General features: G+C 58.1%; 23 protein-coding genes. 4 read left to right on the forward strand and 19 right to left on the reverse strand.

What is annotated here, in order from left to right:
* Positions 1 to 263 precede the first annotated feature (263 nt).
* Both KF712_15960 and KF712_15965 read left to right on the forward strand, forming a co-directional pair.
* Positions 264 to 2,879 (forward strand): PSD1 domain-containing protein, encoded by a 2,616-nt coding sequence (locus KF712_15960; GenBank protein MBX3742482.1) that lies wholly within the window; start codon positions 264 to 266, stop codon positions 2,877 to 2,879.
* Positions 2,876 to 4,321 carry a DUF1501 domain-containing protein gene (locus KF712_15965; protein MBX3742483.1) on the forward strand — a complete coding sequence of 482 codons (1,446 nt, stop codon included), beginning with the start codon at positions 2,876 to 2,878 and terminating at the stop codon, positions 4,319 to 4,321. The genes KF712_15960 and KF712_15965 overlap by 4 nt, the downstream gene beginning before the upstream one ends.
* A gap of 46 nt (positions 4,322 to 4,367) precedes the next feature.
* Here KF712_15965 and KF712_15970 read toward each other — a convergent pair whose 3' ends face one another.
* From KF712_15970 to KF712_15985, 4 genes are all read right to left on the reverse strand, one after another.
* Positions 4,368 to 6,302: a hypothetical protein gene (locus KF712_15970; protein MBX3742484.1), complete on the reverse strand. Its 1,935-nt coding sequence runs from the start codon at positions 6,300 to 6,302 to the stop codon at positions 4,368 to 4,370.
* A gap of 222 nt (positions 6,303 to 6,524) precedes the next feature.
* The gene (locus KF712_15975) at positions 6,525 to 7,430 is read right to left on the reverse strand and encodes a metallophosphoesterase (protein ID MBX3742485.1); all 906 of its coding nucleotides are present in this window, start codon (positions 7,428 to 7,430) and stop codon (positions 6,525 to 6,527) included.
* Positions 7,431 to 7,569: 139 nt separating this feature from the next.
* Positions 7,570 to 7,677 carry a PEP-CTERM sorting domain-containing protein gene (locus KF712_15980; GenBank protein ID MBX3742486.1) on the reverse strand — a complete coding sequence of 36 codons (108 nt, stop codon included), beginning with the start codon at positions 7,675 to 7,677 and terminating at the stop codon, positions 7,570 to 7,572.
* A 129-nt stretch (positions 7,678 to 7,806) separates the two neighbouring features.
* Positions 7,807 to 8,991 carry a hypothetical protein gene (locus KF712_15985; GenBank protein ID MBX3742487.1) on the reverse strand — a complete coding sequence of 395 codons (1,185 nt, stop codon included), beginning with the start codon at positions 8,989 to 8,991 and terminating at the stop codon, positions 7,807 to 7,809.
* 758 nt (positions 8,992 to 9,749) lie between these two features.
* Here KF712_15985 and KF712_15990 point away from each other — a divergent pair.
* Positions 9,750 to 10,877 (forward strand): prolyl oligopeptidase family serine peptidase, encoded by a 1,128-nt coding sequence (locus KF712_15990; protein ID MBX3742488.1) that lies wholly within the window; start codon positions 9,750 to 9,752, stop codon positions 10,875 to 10,877.
* A 231-nt stretch (positions 10,878 to 11,108) separates the two neighbouring features.
* On the opposite strand, the gene KF712_15995 is transcribed toward KF712_15990, so the two are convergent.
* The 15 genes from KF712_15995 to KF712_16065 form a co-directional block, all read right to left on the reverse strand.
* A complete protein-coding gene (locus KF712_15995; protein ID MBX3742489.1) occupies positions 11,109 to 11,264 on the reverse strand; it encodes a hypothetical protein in 156 nt (51 codons plus the stop codon).
* 115 nt (positions 11,265 to 11,379) lie between these two features.
* Positions 11,380 to 12,456 (reverse strand): WGR domain-containing protein, encoded by a 1,077-nt coding sequence (locus KF712_16000; GenBank protein ID MBX3742490.1) that lies wholly within the window; start codon positions 12,454 to 12,456, stop codon positions 11,380 to 11,382.
* A 128-nt stretch (positions 12,457 to 12,584) separates the two neighbouring features.
* Complete coding sequence (locus tag KF712_16005) at positions 12,585 to 14,105, reverse strand: AAA family ATPase (GenBank protein MBX3742491.1); 1,521 nt, start codon at positions 14,103 to 14,105, stop codon at positions 12,585 to 12,587.
* Between the two features lie 86 nt (positions 14,106 to 14,191).
* Positions 14,192 to 14,422: a hypothetical protein gene (locus KF712_16010; GenBank protein ID MBX3742492.1), complete on the reverse strand. Its 231-nt coding sequence runs from the start codon at positions 14,420 to 14,422 to the stop codon at positions 14,192 to 14,194.
* A complete protein-coding gene (locus KF712_16015) occupies positions 14,419 to 14,631 on the reverse strand; it encodes a DUF2997 domain-containing protein (protein ID MBX3742493.1) in 213 nt (70 codons plus the stop codon). Before KF712_16015 ends, KF712_16010 begins: the two co-directional genes overlap by 4 nt.
* Positions 14,628 to 15,011, reverse strand: coding sequence for a DUF1257 domain-containing protein (locus tag KF712_16020; protein ID MBX3742494.1), 384 nt, complete (start codon positions 15,009 to 15,011; stop codon positions 14,628 to 14,630). The genes KF712_16015 and KF712_16020 overlap by 4 nt, the downstream gene beginning before the upstream one ends.
* 170 nt (positions 15,012 to 15,181) lie before the next feature.
* Positions 15,182 to 16,192, reverse strand: coding sequence for a hypothetical protein (locus tag KF712_16025; protein ID MBX3742495.1), 1,011 nt, complete (start codon positions 16,190 to 16,192; stop codon positions 15,182 to 15,184).
* Positions 16,193 to 16,289: 97 nt separating this feature from the next.
* Positions 16,290 to 16,439, reverse strand: coding sequence for a hypothetical protein (locus tag KF712_16030; GenBank protein MBX3742496.1), 150 nt, complete (start codon positions 16,437 to 16,439; stop codon positions 16,290 to 16,292).
* A complete protein-coding gene (locus tag KF712_16035) occupies positions 16,408 to 16,770 on the reverse strand; it encodes a hypothetical protein (protein ID MBX3742497.1) in 363 nt (120 codons plus the stop codon). Before KF712_16035 ends, KF712_16030 begins: the two co-directional genes overlap by 32 nt.
* A complete protein-coding gene (locus tag KF712_16040; protein MBX3742498.1) occupies positions 16,767 to 17,618 on the reverse strand; it encodes a PD-(D/E)XK nuclease family protein in 852 nt (283 codons plus the stop codon). The genes KF712_16035 and KF712_16040 overlap by 4 nt, the downstream gene beginning before the upstream one ends.
* The gene (locus KF712_16045) at positions 17,615 to 18,145 is read right to left on the reverse strand and encodes a hypothetical protein (GenBank protein MBX3742499.1); all 531 of its coding nucleotides are present in this window, start codon (positions 18,143 to 18,145) and stop codon (positions 17,615 to 17,617) included. Before KF712_16045 ends, KF712_16040 begins: the two co-directional genes overlap by 4 nt.
* 160 nt (positions 18,146 to 18,305) lie before the next feature.
* Positions 18,306 to 18,986, reverse strand: coding sequence for a DUF4339 domain-containing protein (locus KF712_16050; protein MBX3742500.1), 681 nt, complete (start codon positions 18,984 to 18,986; stop codon positions 18,306 to 18,308).
* 6 nt (positions 18,987 to 18,992) lie between these two features.
* On the reverse strand, positions 18,993 to 19,544 hold the full coding sequence (locus KF712_16055) for a hypothetical protein (protein ID MBX3742501.1): 552 nt from the start codon (positions 19,542 to 19,544) through the stop codon (positions 18,993 to 18,995).
* A gap of 259 nt (positions 19,545 to 19,803) precedes the next feature.
* Positions 19,804 to 20,643 (reverse strand): transposase, encoded by an 840-nt coding sequence (locus KF712_16060; GenBank protein ID MBX3742502.1) that lies wholly within the window; start codon positions 20,641 to 20,643, stop codon positions 19,804 to 19,806.
* Between the two features lie 630 nt (positions 20,644 to 21,273).
* Positions 21,274 to 21,738: a helix-turn-helix transcriptional regulator gene (locus KF712_16065; GenBank protein ID MBX3742503.1), complete on the reverse strand. Its 465-nt coding sequence runs from the start codon at positions 21,736 to 21,738 to the stop codon at positions 21,274 to 21,276.
* 337 nt (positions 21,739 to 22,075) lie between these two features.
* On the opposite strand from KF712_16065, the gene KF712_16070 reads away from it, so the two are divergent.
* Positions 22,076 to 23,227 carry an IS110 family transposase gene (locus KF712_16070; GenBank protein ID MBX3742504.1) on the forward strand — a complete coding sequence of 384 codons (1,152 nt, stop codon included), beginning with the start codon at positions 22,076 to 22,078 and terminating at the stop codon, positions 23,225 to 23,227.
* The last annotated feature ends 132 nt before the right edge of the window (positions 23,228 to 23,359 follow it).

The raw sequence follows: 23,359 nt of genomic DNA on the forward strand, positions 1-23,359 counted from the left end.
TTGCGGTGTGGCGAGAGCCTGCCGGTTGTTCGGGTTCGCCCGGTCGGCGCTTTACCGGCGCGGAGTTAGCGATCCGGTCAAAGCGGCACAGGAAGGCATGGTGGCTGAGACTTCGCGCGCTTTTCCTTCGCTCGGCTAGGATGGGAGGCAACGGAGATCCCGTCTGACCAACCGCTTCGGCGTTTTGATTCAATGAGGCAACAGGATAGCCCGATAATCCACGGTGAAAGGTACGATTTCAACCGACGTAACTTAAGAAGTTTATGCTGCGCCCCATCGGCTTCATTTTCACGCTACTGCCTCTCTCTGTTGTAGCGGAGGAACCCTTACTCACCTTCGAGAAGGACGTACGCCCAATTCTCAAGGCACATTGTATCCATTGTCACGGCGAAGAGGAAGATCCGGATGGTGATGTGGATCTGCGGTTGCGACGGTTCATGGAAGAGGTGACCATGGAGGCCGGAGGCCAGTTACTCGTTCCGGGTCACCCGGAACACAGCGGGCTCGTCAGCATCATCCGTAGCGGCGAAATGCCCAAAAAGGCAAAAAAGCTGCCTGACGAAGAGCTGGCAGTGATCGAAAAATGGATCAAGCAAGGCGCGACCACCGCACGACCTGAACCTGAAAGCCTTCCTCCGGGGTCAGTCATTTCCGAAGAAGACCGCGCCTGGTGGTCATTCCAGCCGGTACGTCCTCCTGCGGTTCCGCAGGTCGCCAGCGACCGTGTCCGCACCCCGATCGATGCGTTTCTCATCGCCGAAATGCGGTCACACGGAATGGATTACGCTCCGGAAGCGGACCGACCGACCCTGATCCGGCGGCTGACGCTCGATCTTACCGGAGTCCCTCCGACACCAGAGGATGTCGCCGCATTTGTCGCTGATTCACGCCCCGACGCCTACGAACAGCTCGTGGACCGCTTGCTGGCCAGCAAATCCTACGGCGAGCGCTGGGCCCGCCATTGGCTGGATGTCGTGGGCTATGCGGACTCCAACGGCTATGCAGAGGCGGATTCGGTCCGCCCCCATGCCTGGCACTACCGCGACTATGTGATCCGTGCGTTCAATGACGACAAACCGTGGAACGAGTTCATCCAGGAACAACTGGCCGGGGATGAGATGGCCGGAGCCACCCACGCCAGCTTCCAGCAGGCCGTGCTTGATCCCAAGAAGCGCGACCAACTGACCGGCACAGGATTTTTGCGGATGGCACCTGATGGAACGGGAGACAAGATTGATGATCCGAAACTGGCCCGTAACCAGGTGATCGCTGAACAGATCAAGATCACAACTTCTTCCCTGCTCGGTTTGACGGTCGCTTGCGCGCAGTGCCACGACCACCGGTATGACCCCATCACCCATGAGGACTATTTCAGGCTGCGCGCGATCTTCGATCCCGCCTATGACTGGGAACAGTGGCGGACACCCGCACAGCGACAATACTCTCTCTACACACCTGAGGAATCCGCAAAGGCAGCGGAGATCGAGAAGCAGGCAAAGGCCATCGATGACGAGGCCGCCGCAATGAGCAAAAAGTTCCTGGATGAGATCTTCGAGGTGGAAATCCTCAAGTTGCCCGAGGAAGAACGCGCCCCCTTCCGTGAGGCACGTGCCACTCCGGCGGACAAGCGGAATGACGCCCAGAAGGCGCTCATCAAAAAATATCCTTCGGCGCTGGCGACCTATTCCCTCGATCTTTACGATAAGAAGAAGCAGAACCTGGTGGATGCCAAAAAGGCGGAAGCGACGAAGCTGAGAGGCACGAAGCCCAAGGAAAATTTCCTGATGGCCATGACGGAGGTGAAGGGCCGGGTGCCGGTTTCCAAGCTTTTCAACCGAGGGGATCACGATCAGCCGAAACAGGAACTGTCACCTGGAGAAATTGGGGTCCTTTCCAGCCCGGAGATCGAACCATTCAAGCCCGCGGTGATCGAGTCCGGATCAAGCGGCCGCAGGTTGACCTACGCACAATGGCTCACCAATGGCCGGCATCCGCTCGTGGCCCGCGCCTTGGTGAACCGATTCTGGATGCACCACCTTGGACGTGGCATCGTCAATACACCCGGAGATTTCGGACGCCAGGGCGACCTACCTTCCCATCCCGCGCTGTTGGATTGGCTGGCGGATTCCTTCGTCAAAAACGGGTGGAAGCTCAAGCCCCTGCACCGGGTGATTTTGCTTAGCTCGGCCTATCGCCAGTCATCGGTGAATCCGGTGTCCATGGAGAAAGACCGGGACAACCGCTACTATGCCCGCTTCCAGGTCAAACGGCTCGATGCGGAGACCCTCCGGGACAGCGTTCTCGCGACAACGGGCAAGCTGAACGTGAATTCCTTCGGCCCACCGAGCAACATCGGCCGTGATCCAGCCGGCCGGATCGTGCTGGGGATCGACAAAGGCGACATCAACAACTTCAAGGTGGAGAGTGGTGGCGAGGACGACTTCCGGCGGTCCATCTATGTGCAGGTCCGACGCAGCAAACCTGTCACGGTCCTGGAGACATTCGACGCTCCTTCCATGGTACCGAACTGTGAAGTTCGCAGCCAGAGCACCGTCGCTCCGCAGTCCCTCCTGATGATGAACGACGTGTTCATCCTAGAGAACTCACGACGACTTGCGGAAAGGTTGGAGGCGAAAGCCCCCGGCAACATCCGCGGGCAACTGGAACAGGCCTGGGAGCTCCTTTTCCTCGGCAAGCCGACAGAAGAAGAACTGCAGAAGTGCGAAGTCTATCTCAAGGACCAGTCCGTGGCCCTCGCGGAGTATCATCAGAAGAACCCGCCGAAAAAGGACGCCCCTCAGTCCAACGCTTCTTTGGAAGCCATGGCCAGTCTCTGCCAGATCCTCTATAGCTCAAACCGCTTCCTCTACATCGAATGAATCGATTCCACCTCACCCGCCGCCATTTCCTTCAGTCCGGCAGCTTCAACCTGGGATCTCTGGCGCTCGCATCGCTATTGAAGGACGCAGGACTTCTCGCAGCTCCAGTGAAGCCCACACTCCCTGGGGAGGAGGCCTATGATTTATTGCCAAAGAAGGGTCATTTCGAGCCTCGGGCGAAGGCCATGATCTCTTTGTTCATGATGGGAGGACCTTCCCAGATGGATCTCTTCGATCCCAAACCGACCCTGACCAAATACGATGGTCAGAAGTTCCCCGGCGAGATCAAGTACGACAACCTCGCGGAAGCATCTTCCAAATGCTTCGGCTCTCCATGGAAGTTCCAGAAGCACGGCCAATGCGGAATGGAGATCAGCGAGCTGCTCCCGCACCTGAGCAAGGTCGTCGATGACATCACCCTCATCCGCTCCATGACATCCGGGGTGAACAATCATGCCCAGGCACTCTATGCGATGAATGCCGGCGGAATCACCGCCGGACGCCCCGCTCTCGGCTCATGGCTCACCTATGGCCTCGGTTGCGAAACCCAGGACCTGCCGGCCTATGTGGTGTTGTCACACCCGAATGGCCTCCCGACCTTCCACGGGGATCACTACACCAACGGCTGGCTCCCCGCCCTGTTCCAGGGAACCGTCATCCGCCCGAAGGAACCTAGGATCCTCAATCTTGATCCACCCCCGTCGCTGGCCGGCCAGGCCCAGATGCGCCAGCTCGATCTCCTCAAATCATTCAACGAACAGCACCTCGCCCAGCACCCGGGCGAACTTGACCTCCAGGCCCGCATCGCGAGCTACGAACTGGCGGCCAAAATGCAAACGTCGGCCAAGGAGGCCCTCGATATTTCCAACGAGCCTGAGCACATCAAAAAACTATACGGGATCGATGACCCGGTCACCCGCGACTACGGCACCCGCTGCCTGATCGCCCGTCGCCTGGTCGAACGCGGGGTCCGTTACGTCCAGGTGCTCAACGAGGGGCAGTCGTGGGATCACCACGGTGCCATCATCGGAGGGCTACCGAAGAACTGCGCCGCGACGGACAAGCCGAGCGCCGCACTCCTCATCGACCTGAAGCAACGCGGTCTGCTCGACAGCACCGTGGTCCACTGGGGCGGCGAGATGGGCCGCCTACCGGTTCTCCAGAATGATGCAGGCCGCGAAAAGTGGGGACGGGACCACAATACCCATGGGTTCAGCATGTGGGTCGCAGGAGGCGGATTCAAAGGTGGCTACGTCCATGGCCAGACAGATGAATTCGGTCACAATGCGGTGGTGGATGAAGTCAAACACCACGATTGGCACGCCACGTTGCTCCACACCTTCGGCATCGACCACTCCCAGCTTTCCTACAAGCGGAACGGTGTCGCCGCCTCCCTCACGGATAACCGTGGAGCCAAGGTGGTGAAGGAACTCTTCGCGTGATCGCCAGGCCGGGCCGGTGACTCCAGACAGCGCCAGGCTACCTTCCTCACGGGTTCATCCCGTCCTTGCTGCCCCATGGATCCGCATTGAGCAGGAGCTTGGGCTTCAGTGCGGCATAAACGTCGGGGAGGTCCATCCAACGGAGTATGCCCGGAACCATCATGGCGTCCGGCCAACGGTAGTCCGGATCATCCACCAAGGTTTCGTAGGACGTAAGGGCGTGCTTGAGGGTGACGTGCTTGACCGCATCCTGGTTAAGGGCAGCGAATGCCACTGGCAGTGCACCCCAGCCAGATCCCACAAGATGGATTTCCTGATGTCCCTGTGCGATGAGCCAGCGGATGACCGATAGGAGATCACCAGTGCGCTGACCGATCAGCGGCCGGCCAAGCATGAGCGAATGGGCCGCATAAAAGTAATGACTGCCGTAAGGTCGCTCGAACTGGTTGGCGCCACAGGTATCCGGCTGGGTATCTCCGATCCCCCGAAGATCGCATGCATAGAAAACCGCATCGCCCGCTTCTCCCGCCATCTTCTTCAACCAATCTTGACTCCGTAGCTCCGCGTCCGCGGAGCGATGTGATACGTAAAGAACCGCCTTCGGTATCCCGGGAGCCGGTCGTGAAATGAACCCGGCCTCCTCCGTGAGACGGATACACGGGATCTCGATCCCCTCCTCCGTCCGGATCATGTAGCAGGTATTTCCCTTCGCCGGATACTGGCGGTTTCCGCGACTCCTCAAGATCCGGTAGGAAGGAATTTGGTTATGATTCTCCGGAGTGAGAGCGAGTAGGGAGTTCAACCGGGTGACCAGCTCCCTCGGCGAAGCAAACGCCGGGCGCTTGCGCTTCAATTCCGCATGGATGCCAGCGTTGATCTTCAGAAGCGGGGAGGATCCGAGATTGCGCACATCACCTTCAGGTGCAGTCCATAGATCCTCGTCTTTTTCAAGTGTCAGGGCAGGCTCCCTCTCGATCGCCTGTCGTCCCGAGGCCTTGTGGAAAAACCGGTACATCGCCTCGCGGAGTGGCTGGCTCATCGTATGGGGATCCGGACCGATATAGAGCTGGAGGTTCTCCGGCTTGCCCAGGGCTGCGTAGAGTTTCTTCAGACGTTCGTAGGCGGCGACAGTTCCCCTCACATCGAAAAAGTCCTTCTCCTGGGCCAACAGGATCACCGGCTTCGGTGCCATGGCCGCGATGCAGTCGCTGTGGTCGAGCCTGAGCTTGAGAAAGCCCGGAGGACACTGTTCGGTATCCGCCGGCAGCTCGTTCTCCGCGTTGTGGCGGAGAGTCGTGATGAAGCAGGCGGGCGCCGCCATCGTCCAGCGGTCGTCCAGTGCCATCATCCAGGCGGTCTGGGTTCCACCTCCGGATAGGCCGGTCACTCCCAGGTGGAGAGGATCCACTTCCGGACGGGTGAGCAGATAGTCCAGTGCCCTGCTTCCATCCCAGGCGAACCAGGTTCCAAGAAACTCCCCGGTAAGGCACAGCGGATTCCCCAACTGGATATGTTCCCCTGTGGTCCCCTGCATTTTGGTCTCCGCCCAGCCAGTCGGCCACTGCATGCGCTCTCCCTGGCCGATGGGGTCGATGATCAGGCAGATATAACCCAGCCTCGCGAGTGCCTGTGCATAGCTTTGGTAGAAGTCCCTCGCCTTTCCATTCGATGAATGTCCACACAACCCGACGATGCCGGGCCGTCGATCCCCTGCGGAGAGGTTGGACGGGATATAAAGATTCCCGCTGACCAGATATCCAGGGCGGCTTTCGAACACCAGGTTCTCGACCCGGTAACCGTCACGCTCCAGAACACGGGTTATTTTGGCATTGAGTGGCGTCGTCTCCGGAAATGGCCCGAATGACTCCCGCAAACGACGTCTGACATCCTGCACATACCGTTCGGCATCTTCCCGGGATTTCCAGTCGTTGACCTCAGGTTCCTGACGGACCACCTGATCCATCAGCCAATCCTGCATCATCGCTGGAAAACGGTTGAACGGTGCCAACTGGGAGGCGGGGGCCTGTGCCATTAGACGGGCGGGGGCCAAGGCAGCTCCCAGACCGATCAGGCCGATTTGCTGCAGCAGATCCCTGCGCCGCAGAGATGACGGGTGGGTGGAATTCGATACAGAGTTCATGGTCGCGCGAATGATGAAGGCGAGGAAATGCAGGAAAAAAAGAGGTCTGCGGCAGCAATTCCCTCAGGACCATTTCAGGATCTGCCGTGACCCTGAGAGCGGATGTCCCTTGTCGAGGCTGTGCAGCGTGAGCTCGACCCGGTCCGTGTGGAACTCCGCATCCACCCAACCGTTCGGCAGGCCCTCTTTGAAGACGTAGGCAGTGGGAGGCAGGTTCACCAGTTGCTTGCCATCCTTCTCCACGATCTCCCAGCGATGGCTGTGGCCGAAGAACGCCGCTTTCAACTGAGGGTACTTTTTCATCACGGCGAACAGGGCTTCGGAATCGGTGAGCGCGTTCTTCGGATCGTCGAAGCGGACATTATGATGGAAAAGCAGCACGGCAGGCTTCGCGGCGTCCGCCACCAGCTCCTTTTCCAGCCACGCCATCTGGGCCGCTCCCAGTTCACCCGGCGTGTGGTTCGTCCTGGTTAGTGTGTCCAGGAGGAACAAGTTGACGTTCACCAGGGAGATCTTGCTCGCCACATGAGGGGCCAGTTCCAGCCCCTGCGGTTGATACTTGCCGAGGATGTTAGTGCAATGCTCCCGGTGGTCGTGATTCCCCATCAAGAGATGGCGGGGAACCCCGGTCTCGTCCAATGGCTGGAGAAGGCGCTTCATCTCCCGGTAGTCTCCTTCCTGCCCATCGTTGACGGCGATATCACCGGTGATACAAAGCGCCTTGGCCTTTCGTTCACCCATGCTCGCTTTGACCTCAGCGACCACCCGGTTCAGGTTATCCGCCATTTTGACACCCCGCAGCACACGTTCCGGATCCGCCGCGATGTGGGTATCGGAAAGGAGGATCACCCTGTCGCTGTCACCGGCTGCCTGCGCACCCGCCCAAGTCTGGTAACTGAACCCAAAGCCAGCGATCACTACTGACTTGGTCAAAAAGGAGCGGCGGCTGATGGGTGACGTGACAGGCATGGTGTTGATGGGTTCGATTCAAAAATCCGGATGGATTTCTTGAACGTCCCCCAGCCGCCTTAACTTTCGGGTTTCTGTTCACCTCACCGCATCAGGGGGACTCTGCCCTCAGCTAAAAATTCGGCAGGCCGCCGTATGATCAGCGGCGACGACGGATTACCAACCCTCCCGCAGCAAGCGCCGTGAGTAGGATCGACGTCGCTTCGGGGATGAGGGTTCCGGGAACGACTTCCCCATTTCCGAGCATGACCGCGTCATAGATCCCCGGAGCACGCCCGGTAGGATCGACGAAGGTGATGCGACCGCGCTGCTCTGAAGTGAGTACGTCGCGTCTTCCTCAAAATACCAAAGTGATGTCGTCCTATACGCGAGAGGATCATTGTTTCCACCGCAGCTTCGCAAAATCCAGGAAATGAATCCAATCGATCAAGGTCAGGTCATGAACTCCCGGCCTGACGTGGTAACCAACGCGACCTCCATGATCGGGTTTCCCCAGTTCGGGAAATTCTGTCCGGGTGACCGATTCAAATCCATATAGCCTGAATACGGGCGCAGCTTCCACGCAAGCGCGGAACTCGGAACGCGGATCCGCAGGAAGGTCCTCAATCGCGCTTGCGACATAGACCGCACGAGGGGCCATCAATGCGATCAACTGATGCTGATCAACTGGCAGATCATTCTCGCGATGGTTGAATGTTTTGTATTTCGCACATAGCCAGTATGGAAACTTTCGGTTGATTCGTGCGATGCGCTCGCCCACTCCGTCGCGGGCGAGCGCGGCTCCCGTGATGCCAGGGTTATTGGAGATGACGATGGAGAATCGCGGATCTTCGGCACCGGCCCACAGCGCGGTTTTACCGCCACGGGAATGACCAACAATGGCTATCTTCGTGACATCGATCCGACTTTCGGATTCCAACCCATCGAGCACGCGTGACGCTCCCCACGCCCAGGCGGCGATACTCCCCCATGCATTAGGCGCCGGAGGATCGCCGTCATAGGCAGCCCGGATACCTTCGGTGTACCCATCCGGCCTGTCGGGATCCAAATCCTCATAGTGGAAGCCGACCGCCGCATAGCCTCGGCCGATGATCTCCCGAACGGGAAAGAATTCATTGGGATTTGCCGGATCCAGAAGTTTGGGATCCCGGTTATTGATGAGGAGAAAACACGGGACCGGCTTGGAGCGGTCATTCGGCAGAACGACTACCGGATGAATCTTACGCTCGCCCCTGGAAGTATTGAATGTAATCTCGATAAATTTGCAGGTGGCGCGGCCTTCAAGTGCATCTGGAATTTCCCGAATCACTGTTGATCGAAAATTGGCGGGTTTTCCTATTGGCATGACCCCGTAAATGTTGTCCCGGAAAAGCTGGAGCGTTTCGGTGCGCAGGACTTTTTCCCATTGGTCCTTATTCTCGATGAGCGTTCCGTTCGCTTGCCTGAGTGGATCAGGGAGAGCGAATTGCCCTTTCGCAAGAGTGGAAATCAATGAAAAAGCCAAACAGGACGCACAGACGATCACCCTTCGGAATGAGCGCTGTAACTGCATTTTGTTCATGCGGGTTTGAATCATGATAGAGAGATCCGGGCAATCGAAACATGGCACCCGACTTTGCCAGTATCGACGATGCCTCGAGGTGTTTCCCGGTACCGACAAGGTGAAAGCATCATCGTTGGCTTATCCGACCATCTTAAAATGCGAATCAGCCTTACGTTTATCCAGCACATCTGCCTACTTTCCCATCATTTCGACCACCTTTCGGAAAATCTGAGGAGCCAATTCCGTTTCTGAGCTTCAGACGTCCAAACATCCAAGTTACCAATCGCTCCCTACTCCGCGTGTCCGACACCAAGGGAAAAGGACAGCAACACCGGTCCGTTTTGCTGAAATGCCCAACATCCCCTCCTCTATTTCTGCTGCTTGTTCAGCCTCCTCAGTCTCGCTCATGCGAACGACACCAAGCAGGCCCTGCGCATCTTGCGTGACGAATGACCTCCGCGAACTCATCTTAAAACCCGCATTGACCATTTCACGTCCTGTTTTGTGTTCGCACCCTTTGGTCGATGCCGTCTTCATGCTGACGGAACGCGGCATCGTGGCACCTCGCCAACTACTCGCTTGAGTCGATCCCGAAACTCGATCTGAGAATCATCGCAGACCGAAAAGTGAGAACCGTTGAATCAGCCGTCCATGGGAAGCTGCCTTACAGGCAAAGCGATACAATCGAAGTCACCCTCCCCATGGACAACAATGATTTTCTAATGTTGTGGTTTGAGTAGTAACCGCCGTCGACCTCACCAACCAATCCGGAACAGATGCATATCCGACTCTTGATCATTTTTCACTGTCTCTTGACCGATGCCAGATGCGATCGAACTCCCTGGGAAATTCTGCAACCCTACGCCAGCGCGCCAGCCTCCTTCGTCCCTGATCCATCACCATGGCGCACTCCTTTTCGTTTCGATGATGGTCGCGAAGTCACCACCGCCGCCGATTGGCAACAACGGCGCGAAGAAATACGCTCCGATTGGCACCAACTCATGGGCAAATGGCCTCCTCTGATCACCAAGCCGAAGATCGCAATTCTGGAGAGCAAGTCGCTTCCTTCCTTTCGCCGTGACCGGATTCGGTTCCGCTGGACTCCATTGCTCGAAACCGAAGCTTGGCTGCTTGTGCCCCATGGCGCCAAGAACGCTCCCGCCGTCCTTACCGTATTTTACGAACCTGATACCGCCGTCGGAATCAACGGCAAACCCCATCGCGATTTTGCCCTGCAACTCGCCAACAAAGGTTTTGTCTGTCTCTCCATCGGGACGCGCGAAACCACCGCCGACAAGACGTATTCTCTTTATCACCCCGACATTGATTCCGCCGCAATCCAACCGCTCTCATTGCTAGCGTACGCCGCAGCGAACGCATGGTACGTGCTTGCTGCGCAACCAGAGGTCGATGCCAGCCGCATCGGGATTACCGGGCATTCCTACGGAGGAAAATGGGCCATGTTCGCCTCCTGTCTATTTGATAAATTCGCCTGTGCCGCCTGGTCCGACTGTGGCATTGTCTTCGACGATAACCGTCCCAGCATCAACTATTGGGAGCCTTGGTATCTTGGCTGGCATCCCCGCCCCTGGCGCAAACGCGGTCTCGTGACGCCAGCAAATCCCTCTTTCGGTCTCTATCCGGAACTGCGCAAATCAGGCCGGGATCTCCACGAGCTTCATGTCCTGATGCCCCCTCGCCCATTTCTTGTCTCCGGAGGTAGCGAGGATCCACCCGAAAGATGGCATGTCCTGGAACATTCCAAGCGGATCAATCACCTCCTTGGTCACCAAGACCGTGTCTTCATGTCCAACCGTCCCGCCCACTCCCCTGATGCCGAATCCAACCGGGTCCTCATCGCGTTCTTCGAGCACTTCCTCCAATCTCCCGTTCAGCCAAAGTGAAAGTGGACGTGCGATCAATGTCCGCGAAGAAATGCACGACAAGGGAAATTCCACCAACCTACATTTCCAACCACCACGACGCATTCATGAAATTTCATGCCTTACCTGCGTCACCACAGCACAACCAAAAGGATGAATGAACGAAGACGCGTGATCCTGAGCAAAAAGAATGCCATTCACACCCCTTACCCCGCCGGTCACCATGAAGGTGACCGGCAGGGCGTAGGATCATCACTTCCCGATGTCCCCGTCGCCGCCGCAATAGGTGCAGCGGACCTGTCCTCTCCATCCGGTGCCGTTGCAGAACGAGCATTTGACGGAGAAGGCCGCGGCGATGCCGACGGCAACGAGGATTACAAGTGTAATGACAATGGCTGTCTTCTTCATGGTTCGTTGTTTCGTTTGGTTTGGATCGGGCCTGTCCCGATCAAGATTTGCTGCGAGCGAGAGCGGTATGGCGTGCATGCCGAAGGGCATTCAGAGAACCCTCCGGAATTTCCCTTCACGCTGCTGCTTCCCCAGCGGTGGGCTTGTATTTGAGCTGCGCCGTGACGCATTCGCTCAACCCAATGTCGTCCCTGCGTCCGAGATAGACCGGCTGATAGACCGAGCCGCTTTCACGGAAGGCATACAGGAACCTCACTTCCACCACCGTTCCCGTTTCCGGGATAGCGTGGTTCTGAGGAATAGTCACGTTCCCGGCGGAAACAATGTCACCTTTCCTGTCGATCAATCCGAGGCCCACGCTCCGCTTCTTCGGATGCACCGCTCCGACGATGAACGACGCAGTGGCGTGGAACTTCACCTTGAGCTGGCTGCCGCCGCTGGCGGGACGGCCGCCAACGTATGCCGCGTGGATGTCCTTGAAGACGATCCCCTCCGCATTCCGCTTCTTCAACTGGTGGTACAGGGTGCGCTTGTTGTCGGAGAGGAGGGCGGTCGATACCATGGCGACGCCGCCGCTGGTGTCGATCCAACGGAACATGTAGGTCAGCCGGTCGATATACGGGACAGGGCGTAGATCCTCGTTGCGGAACTCCAGCAGATCGAAAGCGTGGAGCCTGTCCCCGATGGCCTCGCCGTCGATCAGGAAATCGAACGGGATCTCCAGCGCGGCTTCCGCGATGAAAGCAGGAACAGGAATGAACAGGCCCCGCCGGTTGATCCCGGTGACGGTGGTGCCGGTCTTGCGGACCAGCATCCGGCGTCCATCGAGCTTTTCCTGCGCGCACCAGCGTGAGTCACGGAGAAGGCCCTCAACTTCGGACTCATCGACCGGATTGAGAAGCTGACAGCGGATGCCGCTGTCCTCCCCCTCACACCCGGCAGAAACCTGGCCGCCGGTGGATTCCCCAACCCGGTAGCCCTTGGCGAGCTTCTGCTTCACCAGCCCGTCGAAGATCTTCCCGGCCTCTTTGGAGGAAACAGGTTTCGATGTTTTGACCCCGGTTTGCAGGGTGGTTCCCCGGCGTCCATAGGCAAAGCGGACGATGCATCCGTCGTCCTTCGGTTCGATGAAGACTTCATAGACTTTGTCGGATGAGCCTTCCTGATAGTACAATTTGGTGTGTTGGTTCATGGTTTGGTGGGAAAATGGAAAGGCCGCCACGCTGCCAGTGAAGGAACGTGACGGCCTGTGTTGCCCCGACCGCGCTTGGATGGAGCGTCGGGCGGCCGGGCTTGCCTCGGGCAGTGCCTTGCCGGAATTCAGTTGTCCTCGAAGCGGCGGCGGGACCGTTTCTTCGGAACGGGATCATCGCCGCCGGCTTCCCTTGCCCGTCCTCTCGCCCAGTCGCGGAGACGAACGATCTCGGTGTCCATCTGGTGGATGATCGGACGGGTATCAACAGCTGCGCGCGCCACATCGCGAAGCTTGGGTGTCCGGTTCTCGGAGAAGGCCGTGAACATGGCCTCGATGAACACCGCCTCGATCTCGGCACCTGTGAACTGCTCGGTCACCCGTGCGAGCTCCACGCAGTCGAAGTCCGTCGGCTTGCGCCAATGCTTCTTCACGACGACCTGCCAGATCATTCCGCGCTCGGCCGCAGTCGGGATGTCCACGAAGAACATCTCATCGAAGCGACCCTTGCGGACGAACTCGGGCGGGAGCTTGGAAACATCGTTCGCCGTGGCGACGACGAACACGGACTTCTCCTTTTCCTGCATCCAGCACAGAAAGGTGCCGAACAACCGGGCGGAGGTACCGCCATCGGTGCTGCCGCCGCTCTTCGTGCCCGAGAAGCCTTTCTCGATCTCGTCGATCCACAGCACGCATGGCGCGATAGCCTCGGCGGTCTGGATGACGGAACGCAGGTTCGCTTCACTTTGGCCGATGATCCCGCCGAACACCTTGCCCATGTCGAGGCGGAGCAAGGGGATGCCGAACGCGGTGGCGGTTGCCTTCGCCGTCAGGCTCTTGCCCGTGCCGGGGATACCAACGATGAGCAGGCCTTTCGGTGCCGGGAGACCGAACTCCTTCGCTTCGGTGCTAAACGCGTGCTTCCGCGTTTCGAGCCACTGCTTCAGGTTGTCCAGTCCCCCTATGGCATCGAGCGAGGGTTTGGTTTCGATGACTTCGATCAGACCGTTCCGCTTGAGGGTGCGGGCCTTTTCACGGGAGATGACGGCGGGATCAAGCTTGCCGCTTTCGACAACGGACAAGGCGAAGACGTTCTCCGCTTCGATGGTCGTTAGGCCGAGTGCCGCGTGGAGGATCTCCTCGCGCTCGTCTTCCTGCGGGCTGGTAAGCTTAGCCGACTCGACGATTCCATTGAGGACGGAGCCGAGTTCGGAGGGTCCCGGGAGCGCGAAGTCGATGCGAGTGATTTCGTGGTCCAGTTCTGCGGGAAGCCGCAGGCGGCAGCCGAGCAGTATCAGCGCGTGACCGTTGGCCTTGGCGAGCCGAAGTAGATCTTTCAACCGGCGGACCAGCATCGGATCGGTCTGCTCCAGATGGAGCTGGAGATCCCGCATCACGATGACATGGCGCGGGCTTTCACCGGCGAACTTCGGTCCAATCAACTGGAGGGCCTCCAGAGGATCAGAACAGGGTTGTGCCCGGCGTTCGTTGGTGTCCACCAAACCTTCCGAAGAAGACCAGGCAGAAAGGTTGCGTCCGAGCTTGGCACAGGTGGCGGCGATTTCCGCCTCCGCCCGCGCTTCCTCAGCGGTGATGACAGCGAGTCCGGCATATCCGGCTCGCAGGTAGGGAATGAGCTGTTGTTGCATGGATGGTTTCTTTCGTTGGTAGAAATGAGAAAGCCCCATTCTCCGAATGGAGACTGGGGCTGATGGGGACGTCGGCCCGTAGTGGGTCAGCCGAGGTGTTCACGCTCCCATTGGAGGCAGGCCTCACGGGAAGGATCTCGGTGGACGATTTCACCCGTATCCGCCATCAGGACTTCCCATTGCTGGGTTTCATCGTGGAAGCGGACGTCGGTGAGGCGTTTGATCTCGAGGGTTCCCAACGAGCGCAGGTCGATCGCCTCCGTGTAGAGGCAGGCGACCTTGCCTGTGGGATCGAATCGGAGGATGGAGGAACTCATGGTTCCTCGCCTCCGTTGCCGAGTTGCTGGCGGAGCGGATGGCTGGCTACCTGTCGGACGAACTCGGGTTTCAGGGTGCGGGCGGTCCGGGAACCAAGGGCCTCCTCGATCGCGTTGGTGGCGTCGGTGCAGCTCTTGCCCTGAAAGCCCTCCGCCTCGACCGTGATACCGCCGGTAGGCGAGACCTTGACCAGGATGCGGCGGCTCACAGGGAACCTCCTTCTAGTGCGAGAAGGATGGTACCATCCTCCGTCACTTGTCGTGAGGTGCGCAGGCCACGCATGCGGGCCTCCCGCAGCGTCTTGTGGACTCCATAGGATTGCAGGAGCCGGCCAAAGCCCGCTCCGACTTCCGTTTCGACATGGCCTGCCCACCAGTCGGCGGAGAAGCCATAGCGACCGCCTTCGACGGGATCGACTGCGATGTCATACGGACCCTTGAGTTGGATGACATGATCCGCCTTGCGGACCGCCCCGGCATAACCGCGGCAGGTGGTGTCCGGGATGAGCTTGAGGTCCATCTCGACGCAAGCGTCGTTGAGGGCCTCCAGATCGCGAACTTCGGTTTTGATGGTGGTGAAGTGAGACATGATGGTTTGTTTGGATTCAGGTTGGGTAGTGGGATTGGTGAAATTAAGGCTGATAGGTGGGCGTTGGCGGACGGGGTGATGGTGATGACGTGCGGGGTGTGGAAATGGGAACGGGCGGCCCGACAAATCGGACCGCCCGCTAGGGGTGGGGTGTCGAATTCGGGTGCGCGTCATCCCGCCTCGGCGAAGCGACGCACACCCAACTGGCCGAAGCGGTTGAGCACATCGCCCGCGTCGCCACGGGCCAGCCGGACGGCGGATTCACGCAGTCGGTCGAGACCGGCTGTAAGGTCGCGCATCGCTCCGCCGCTGTTGCGGTAGTCCTCCGCGCTCCGCGTAAGCAGATCGCGGCGGAACTTCTCCAAGGTAGACTCAAGCTCACGGTCACCCGCGAAGTTGAGGGAGCGGAAGTCGTCGATGAACCCGGACAACCGGTTCAGGGTCCGTTGGTGGACGCCGTTCTCCGATCCCTCGATGGTGGCGAGGACTTCGGAGGCGAGCTTGGCGGTTTCCTGGCGCAGGGCCGTGACGCTTTCACGGATGAATTCATCAAGGTCGCCATGGAGCTTCCGGGATGCTTCGTCGGCAATGCGCCGACGATCCTCCGCTACTTCCATCTGTTCGACACCTTCCACCACCTCCAGGCGGATGCTGTCGGGAGCGGCCACCTGGAACATCCTCGTCTCGAAGACAAAGCGGTTGGCGATGGATCCTGCCGGTGGGAACGATTGCTCGATGGTATGAAACAAGCGTTCCGAGCCACGGAACTGGATGGATGCCTCCCGCCACTCGGCCAAGGCACGATCCCGCAACGGGGTGTAGTCCGCGACGAAAGCCAGTGTTTCGTCACGAAACTCCTCCCGCAGCTTGGCCAGTTTCTCCACCACCTCGGCGAGGCGTGGATTGGGGACGAAACGGGCGATGCCTCCGAGGAACGGGAAGCTCGCCGCCTCGACCAAGGCATGTGCCCGTGATTCGATGAGGGCAAAGCGTGACAACGCCTCGCGGGGAATGAGCCGCTTGTGGCCGAGCTGGATCAGTCGGTCACTCACGGTGGATGGATCGAGCCCGAGGTCCTCGGGCGCGAGCTTCTTGCACCCCCGCCAGTAACGGACGGAGGTGGAGACGAGGACTCCCCGGCGGCAGATGGCGTCGAGGAGCGGTTGGTTCTGTGGATTCATGGTTCTGTTCAGGGGTTGGGTTGGAAATGAAAACGCCCGCCGCGGTTTGGAACCGGGCGGGCGTCGGGGATTCGGCATGATGCCGGAGGGATGGACATTAGTGACGCCGGACCTGGAGCCACATGAGTGCGGCCACCGCGATCAGGATCACCGCCCATGAATGGGACTGGATCATTTCCAGCAGCAGGCCTGCGGCACCCAGCACCAGTACGACCTCAACGGCGATACGGATACTCGTCGGGTTCATCTTCGTCGGGGTGATGCCGGTCGATTACTCGGCGGCGGTAGCCGGGATCGTGGTTCCGGCTGTCTGCCAGTTTCGGGTAGCTGTCGCCGGAGGAAGAACCTCCCCCACCATTGAACAGCCAGATCAACGAGCCTCCGGCCAACAGGCAGAAGGCGACAACGCGGACGGTTTTCCACCGCGAATCCGACACTTTCAGATCCGCATGGATGGCTTCCACCCGCCGATCGACCTCACGGCGGATACGGGCTTCCTCCCGGTTCACGCCCTCCTCCTTGCAAGAAGAAAGCAACAGCAGCGGCAGCAGAAGCAGGATGTGGAGAAGGCTCTTCATGCAGCCCTCCTTTCCACCCGCTCGTGCGGCAGCCAGGCCGCACATTCACGGCGGTACTGGCACCAGGAACAATGCATCCCCGGCTGCGGATGGAAACGATCCTCCACGATGCCGGTGACGGCGGTTTCGAGAAGGGCGGTCACCCGCTTCTTCCGATGTTCGTCGGCAGGTGGGGATTTCACCCGGATCACCTGCGGCGTCTTCGTCTTCACGAGGAACACCAGATCCAACGACGGCGGACTCTCGCCCGTGGCCGCTTCCATGAGGAGCTGGTAGGACACCAACTGGATCTCGTGCTCAAAGGCCGCATGCCCGATGTCGGGTTTTGCCGCGGCGGATTTGAAGTCGATGGGGATCAGGTTCTCCTCGACCAGATCCATCGCGCCGGTGAGCGGGACGGACAGGCCGGGGATTTCCTCGGTCAACTTCACTTCGACGGCGCGGGGCTTTCCTTTCAGAACTTCCGGGCTGTCGAGGTAGGCGGCGACGATCCGCAAGCCATCGGTGCGGGACTTCTCCCGCTCCGCGGCATCGTCGAAGCTTACCGGACCTTCCTCACGTTCGAGACGGACGAAAGCCTGTTCGTAGGCAGTGGCGACGGTTGCCGGGGAATCGTCTCCACCCCGCCAGCGGGCGAGATGGAACGCTTGCAAGGCGGCGTGGACCGCCTTGCCTAGGTGCAGGTTCTTTGGCGTCGGTTTCTTCAGGCAGGCCACCCGTTCGAAGTAGAAGCGGAGGGAACATGCCAAGTAGGACTTGGCCGCCGTCGGACTGATGTGGTCCGGGAGCGTCCCGGCATAGGTGGCGAGGCCGGTCTCGAACCGCCCTGTGGATGACGGAGCGATCATGCGGCATTCCTCCTTCCCGAATAAGCCGAACCGTTGGAGCGGCGTCGCCCAGAGGGTGGGCTTCCGCCGCCTCCATGGGTATCGAGCAACTCGTCGATCAGCCCGGAAGCCTCCATCTTGTTGAGGGTTTTGACACCCTTGCCGAAGCGTTCGTTGGCGAGCGCTTCGATGGAGGCTTTGTCGAGATGGTGCTCATCGACGATCTTCAGGATGAGTTCCCGCTGTTTGTCGGAGCATTTCCACGCCGGGCCGCGTTGCCAGTTTGCGGGAGCCTTGCCGTTGGCCGGCGGGCTTCCGTTCACACGGGGCGGAGTTTCCTCCATCCCGTAGTCCGCGGGTGGAACAAATCCCGTGGTGAGGATCTGCTCGTCCACGTTCTGCTGAAGCATTTGGTAAAGGCGCTCGGACTCGCCGGGGATGTCGTCGGTAGCCACCAATTCGGTCTCAACGGAGACGCTGAACTGATGGGACGAGAACCCGGGGAGGCCGAGACGCTTGGAATAATTCGCGATCAATTTGATGGCCATGATGATGGGGGTTGATGGTTGGAACGAGAAAGGCCCGGCGGAATGCCGGGCCTTCGTGGTAGTTCGGAATCCATGGATTCCGCCTCATGGCGGACTCACGGAAACCGGCGCAACAACATGCGCTTCTTCAACTTCATATAACGCAGGATAGGGCGGGATTTCAGCCTGTCCGTAATCCATCCAAGTAAAGATTGATTTCTTTCTGGATGAGCCACAACGGGATAGCCGCCGAAAGCACCGCCGGAATGATAGGAATACCGGTGGCGAATCCCATGATGCATGAAACCAATGCCGAGATCGTTACCAGAACGCCTAATGATCCGCTTCTTCCCGCAAGATTCACTTCCTTTGAAATCCCCTGCAATTTCCACGCGAGGATGATCTGATAAATCATTCCAAAGAGCGATAAAGTCACAATCGACAGGAAAAGCAGCAACCACACATTGATCCTGCTTCTCCCCGTGATCCGTTCGATTTCCCAAGTCTGTCTTGGCAACAAATACAATCCATAGAGACCAAAAGTCACACCTGTCAGAAACCAGATGTTCCAAAACTTCCGAGGAACGATATTTTCAGGTGATCCCACCGAAGAAACCGCGGGGACCATTCCCTGATAGGCAGCGGTTCCGATAAGATGGTTGGACGGAAACCCGACTTGGTGACCGGCTGCCGGCACAGGCGGGCGCATACCCAGAAAACCGTGCAAAGGCATCCAGTCCGGCATTCCTTCATGCCAAACGAAGTCGGCCAGTTGCAGCATTCCCATCTCGTAAAGAGAGTCAATCTGCTCCTTCGTGTAAGGGCCGGTTTCATTGCCGCTCCGCGCGATATAGATTTCCATGGCTTTTCACTCGCTTTCCATCGCGGACGAAAGGCCCAAACCAATCGCCAGCCCTATTCCTTCGGCCACATCGTTGTTGGTGATTCCGTTGGTTGCCAATACCTCGCTTCCAACAAGGCGTCCGAGTTCAGCGTCATAGACAGAATACAATTTCGTATATCCGTCTTTGGTGACCGGCCCTTCCCAGAACACGGAGTAGCGGATCCCCATCCCGCCGATATCCTCCAAACGATTGGTTCGAATGCCGTTCTTCCATTTCACATCAACCGCATGAAGCTCTATCCTTGTGGCCCTGCCAACCGGATGAAATGCCTCAAAGATCTCCTGCTTGGAATCGGAAAGGACACTTCGCCACCTGCTTTCCAACATTCGTTCAACCGGTGGAGCCGAAGACTGGCGGATCGGCCCCGATTCTCTGCTCGCAGGCTCCCATGAGGTGCCATCATCGCCTCCCGTAAATGCGCCCAATAGAACAAGACCCATGATGACCAACCCGGCACAAATGGCACCACCCTTCCATAGCCAGTCATAGCCGCCCCGGGCGTTCCGGGGTGTCACCTGGTAGTACGGAGACGGTGGCCGGGAAGATGCTACGTGGTAGCTCTGAAACGCTGGCGGCGGTGGTCTGACCGGCAAGGGAGGGGGTTGTCCTGTCATGGTTGGGGATGATTTGAAGGGACCTCGAATCTAAAAATTGTCTGATTTCCCGTACATTGTCCGGCATTCCGGACAATATCAAGCTGTTTTCCCGCTAGATGGACAGGGGCATGGAAGCCCCACGGAACATTGTCGGCCCTCAGGTCATCACCATCCGCAATCAACTCGGATGGTCGCAGTCCAAGCTCTCTGCCGTCTGCCAGCTCCAGGGCTGGGACGTCAGCCGGGGCGTCATCGCCCGGATTGAGGGACAGGTGAAATGGGTCTGCGACACGGAGTTGCTGTCATTGGCCAAAGCGTTGAAAGTTTCCGTTCCCGAATTATTCCCCAAGAAGGACTGGCGTGCCTTCAAGCCCAAGAATTGACGCAGTTCATCAGCAAACCTGATGGATGCTTCCGGTTCCGATTGGATTAGACCCATTGCCCATTGGCGCCAATTTAAGGGGATGAAGTTGCGCCCTTTCTGTTTAAGGGTATCACGTTTTCTTTTGCAGCGGCAGAAGTGCCTTGGATCGAAAGGGATCGATGAGAACAAAGTCCGGAACAACTTGAGGCGACCGGATAGCCATCCGAACAATTTCTCCCCGCTGATCTCCATACCGGGATTCTCCTGCATGATGAGACGTTTGGATCGGACCACCAAGGATGAGAAAATCATAGCCGCCAGTACCATGGCGTGAAGATGGGTCTGACTTGTGATCCTCTGGAGGGCTTTGCGCATATGCAGGGATTGCTTCCATCCTCGGAAATGGATCTCAATCTCCCAGCGTTGCCGGTAGAGCGTGATCAGCTCCCCGGCAGTGCATAGCTCAGCCGGAATGTTGGTCACCAGGATGTTCCAATCTTCTCTGGCCAGCGCCTGTTTGCTGGCCCGTGTGCCGTTCCTCTTCCGCTTGTCCTTCTTCTGCCGGCGGCGGCGGGCCGCCACCTCCGGACTGGCACGCACTGCGATGAGCCTGGCCGGATGGCCGTGTTTGGTTAGCGTGACCGCCAGCTCCATGGAGTTGCGCTTCGCTGGGAGGTGGCCTCTGGGTAATGGTAACGCTCGATTAAGCCGACGGGCGTAGCAGAGTCTTTCTGTCTGGAATCGAAACCAGTGGAACTCGTTCTACACTCGGCGGATCTAGAGGTCAGACCTCAGTGATTCCACGTCGCAAATGCACGAAAAATTCACCTCACGATTTGTTTTATCGCCGAAGGAAAAAGCCAACAAAACTTAAGGCATTTTTGATACTTCGCTGATAATCAGTCGGTTATTGTGTAGTGTTAGTTTTTAATCGCTGTTTCACAACTTGCGGATAAATATATAATATACTCATTATTAATAATTTAACGCGTCCTGTTAGTTTTGCAATTCCGCACTAACCGGTCAGAAATGACCTAAATCCGTAGTGTGAGTCCGCCATACACCCCACTTATGAGAACGGAATTAGTGGAATTTGCCGGGGCTCTGTCGGGAAGTACACCCGGTCCCCACCCCGCGATATGCATTTAAAACAGCGGATGCTCTATTGCAGAATCCCCTTGCATAATAGGGATCTAACAGGGTGATGCATGGCACACTTGGAGTTCCAACGCCGCTCTCTTCTCGAAAATCGACGAAGATAATTGGCGTTTCGGGCAAGTAAATCTACTTCGCTTTCCGACCCTTTTTCGCTAATTTCAGCAATTCCCCCAACAGGGCGTAAGAACCCTTGGCAGCTTCTGCAGCGAGAATTTCTTCGATTTCTTTGAGCACTAATCTTCGCAAGTCAGAATTCGAAGTCTCCGGGAGCACCTGCACTTGGTGGAAAGCACTTTGTACCTGCCCTTCGACCGCCAGTAACGCCATTTCATGGGTATAGATGCCACCGCCTTTCGCCACAATCGAACCTTCCGCGGGTGACAGAATCCATTGTCGGTCCACTCCAATGATGGTCTCAATCAGCTTCGCTATCCGAGGAGTTATCGGTCGAGTTCCCTTTTCCAAGCGCCGAACGAAAGCATCAGACCGTCCCAACAGTTCTCCGAAACCTTTTTGGGTTGAAAATTCTGCCAGTGAAGGATGCGAACCAAAGAAATCGCGGATCTGTACAAGGGAATTCACACCAGCCATGGCGGAAATAAAGCCTTCGATTAACAGTTAGTCAACCACATAAACATCCTAAAGTCCGCTCCAGTTGGTTTTTGTCGTTGCGGTCAGCATCAATTAGGTTAGCGTGTGGTCATGTCGTCTTCATCACCACCTCCATCGTTTCTCAGTCGCCGCTCCCTCGCCCTGCGCTGGGGTATTTCGGTCCCAACCGTCAAACGCCGTGAAAAACAGTCCGATTTCCCGTCCGCAATCCGCGTGTCCCCAAGGAGCATCCGGTTTCGGATGTGCGATGTCCTCGAGTATGAGGAGAAGCACGGCATCAAATGAACCCCGGTTTTCAAACTCATCCCCCTGAACAATGCTCCCTCCTCTCATTCCAGGTCATCCTTCAGAACCACAGATCACTCACTGGATCGGGCTCGATGTCCACAAACGAACAACTACCGTCGCTTGGGCGGATTCCGCAGGGAACTGCCAGAAGTTCTGTACCTGCGAATCATCCAACACTGAAATCGAACGGACCATCCTGAGGTTCAGCCAGACCCACGGTGCCAGCGTAGGACATATTGCCGTCGTCTATGAGATTGGGTCCAACGGATTCTCCCTCGCCCGCCACCTCCGTTCCAAGGGAATTGCAGTAATGGTTTCATCCTCCCGCCAGCCGCTCCAGCGCTCCGGGAAAAAGAATGATACCCACGATGCCCTGACCCTGGCCGGATACCTCAGGGCGGGATTCATCAAGCCGGTGTATGTTCCAGAAGAGCAGGACGAACAGATCCGGACTCTTTGCCGCCACCGCACGGGTACCGCCACAGCCATCGCCGATTTGAAACGGCAGTTGAAATCATTGCTGCAACGATATGATGCTCCCAACTCCGCCGCCGCCATCGCTGGCAGATCCGCGAACCTTCCGCCAACCGGCAACCGTCCGACCCCGCCCACCCAGATTGTCATCGACGACCTTTCCGAACGCATCACCAGCGGACAGGTGCGCCTCCGGAACTTGGAGAAGCACCTCACCTGCCTTCTGGAAACCTGGCCCCGCCGGAAAGAGGTCGAGGCGATCATGGGCCTGAGGGGATTCGATATCACCGGTGCCATGATCATTGTCTCGGAAATCGGAGATTTCACGCGATTCAGCCATCCCAAGCACCTGGCCAGCTATCTGGGCCTCGTCCCCGCTGAAAATAGCAGCGGAACCAAGCGACGACAGGGACCAATCACCAAATGCGGCAAATCCCATGTGCGCTGGATACTTGTCCAGGCAGCCAGGATCTACCGCACCGACAAGAAGATCAGCGGCCGTCTGCTTAGAAGGCAGAAGCATCTTCCCCGCGAACTCAAGGAATTCTCATGGAAGGCACAAGATAGGTTGTGCACCCGTTACCAAGCGCTGCTGCGACGATCAAAGCCCTCCCGCGAAGTCGACGTCGCCGTCGGAAGGGAACTGAGCAGGGTCATCTGGGAACTCATCGTAAAAGTCCTTCCAGCGGTCCCCGCCCCTGACTAATAAGCTCCACTCCACCAACCCCACCATCAAAAATGATCCGTGGCGGGCTGAAATACCGTGGCCAGGCCGGCTACCCGTAAACGCTTGAGAGTCGATGGCTCGCCGCCACGATGTGCTCGGGACACATGATCT

The organism is Akkermansiaceae bacterium (assembly GCA_019634595.1).
Lineage (GTDB): Bacteria > Verrucomicrobiota > Verrucomicrobiia > Verrucomicrobiales > Akkermansiaceae > Luteolibacter.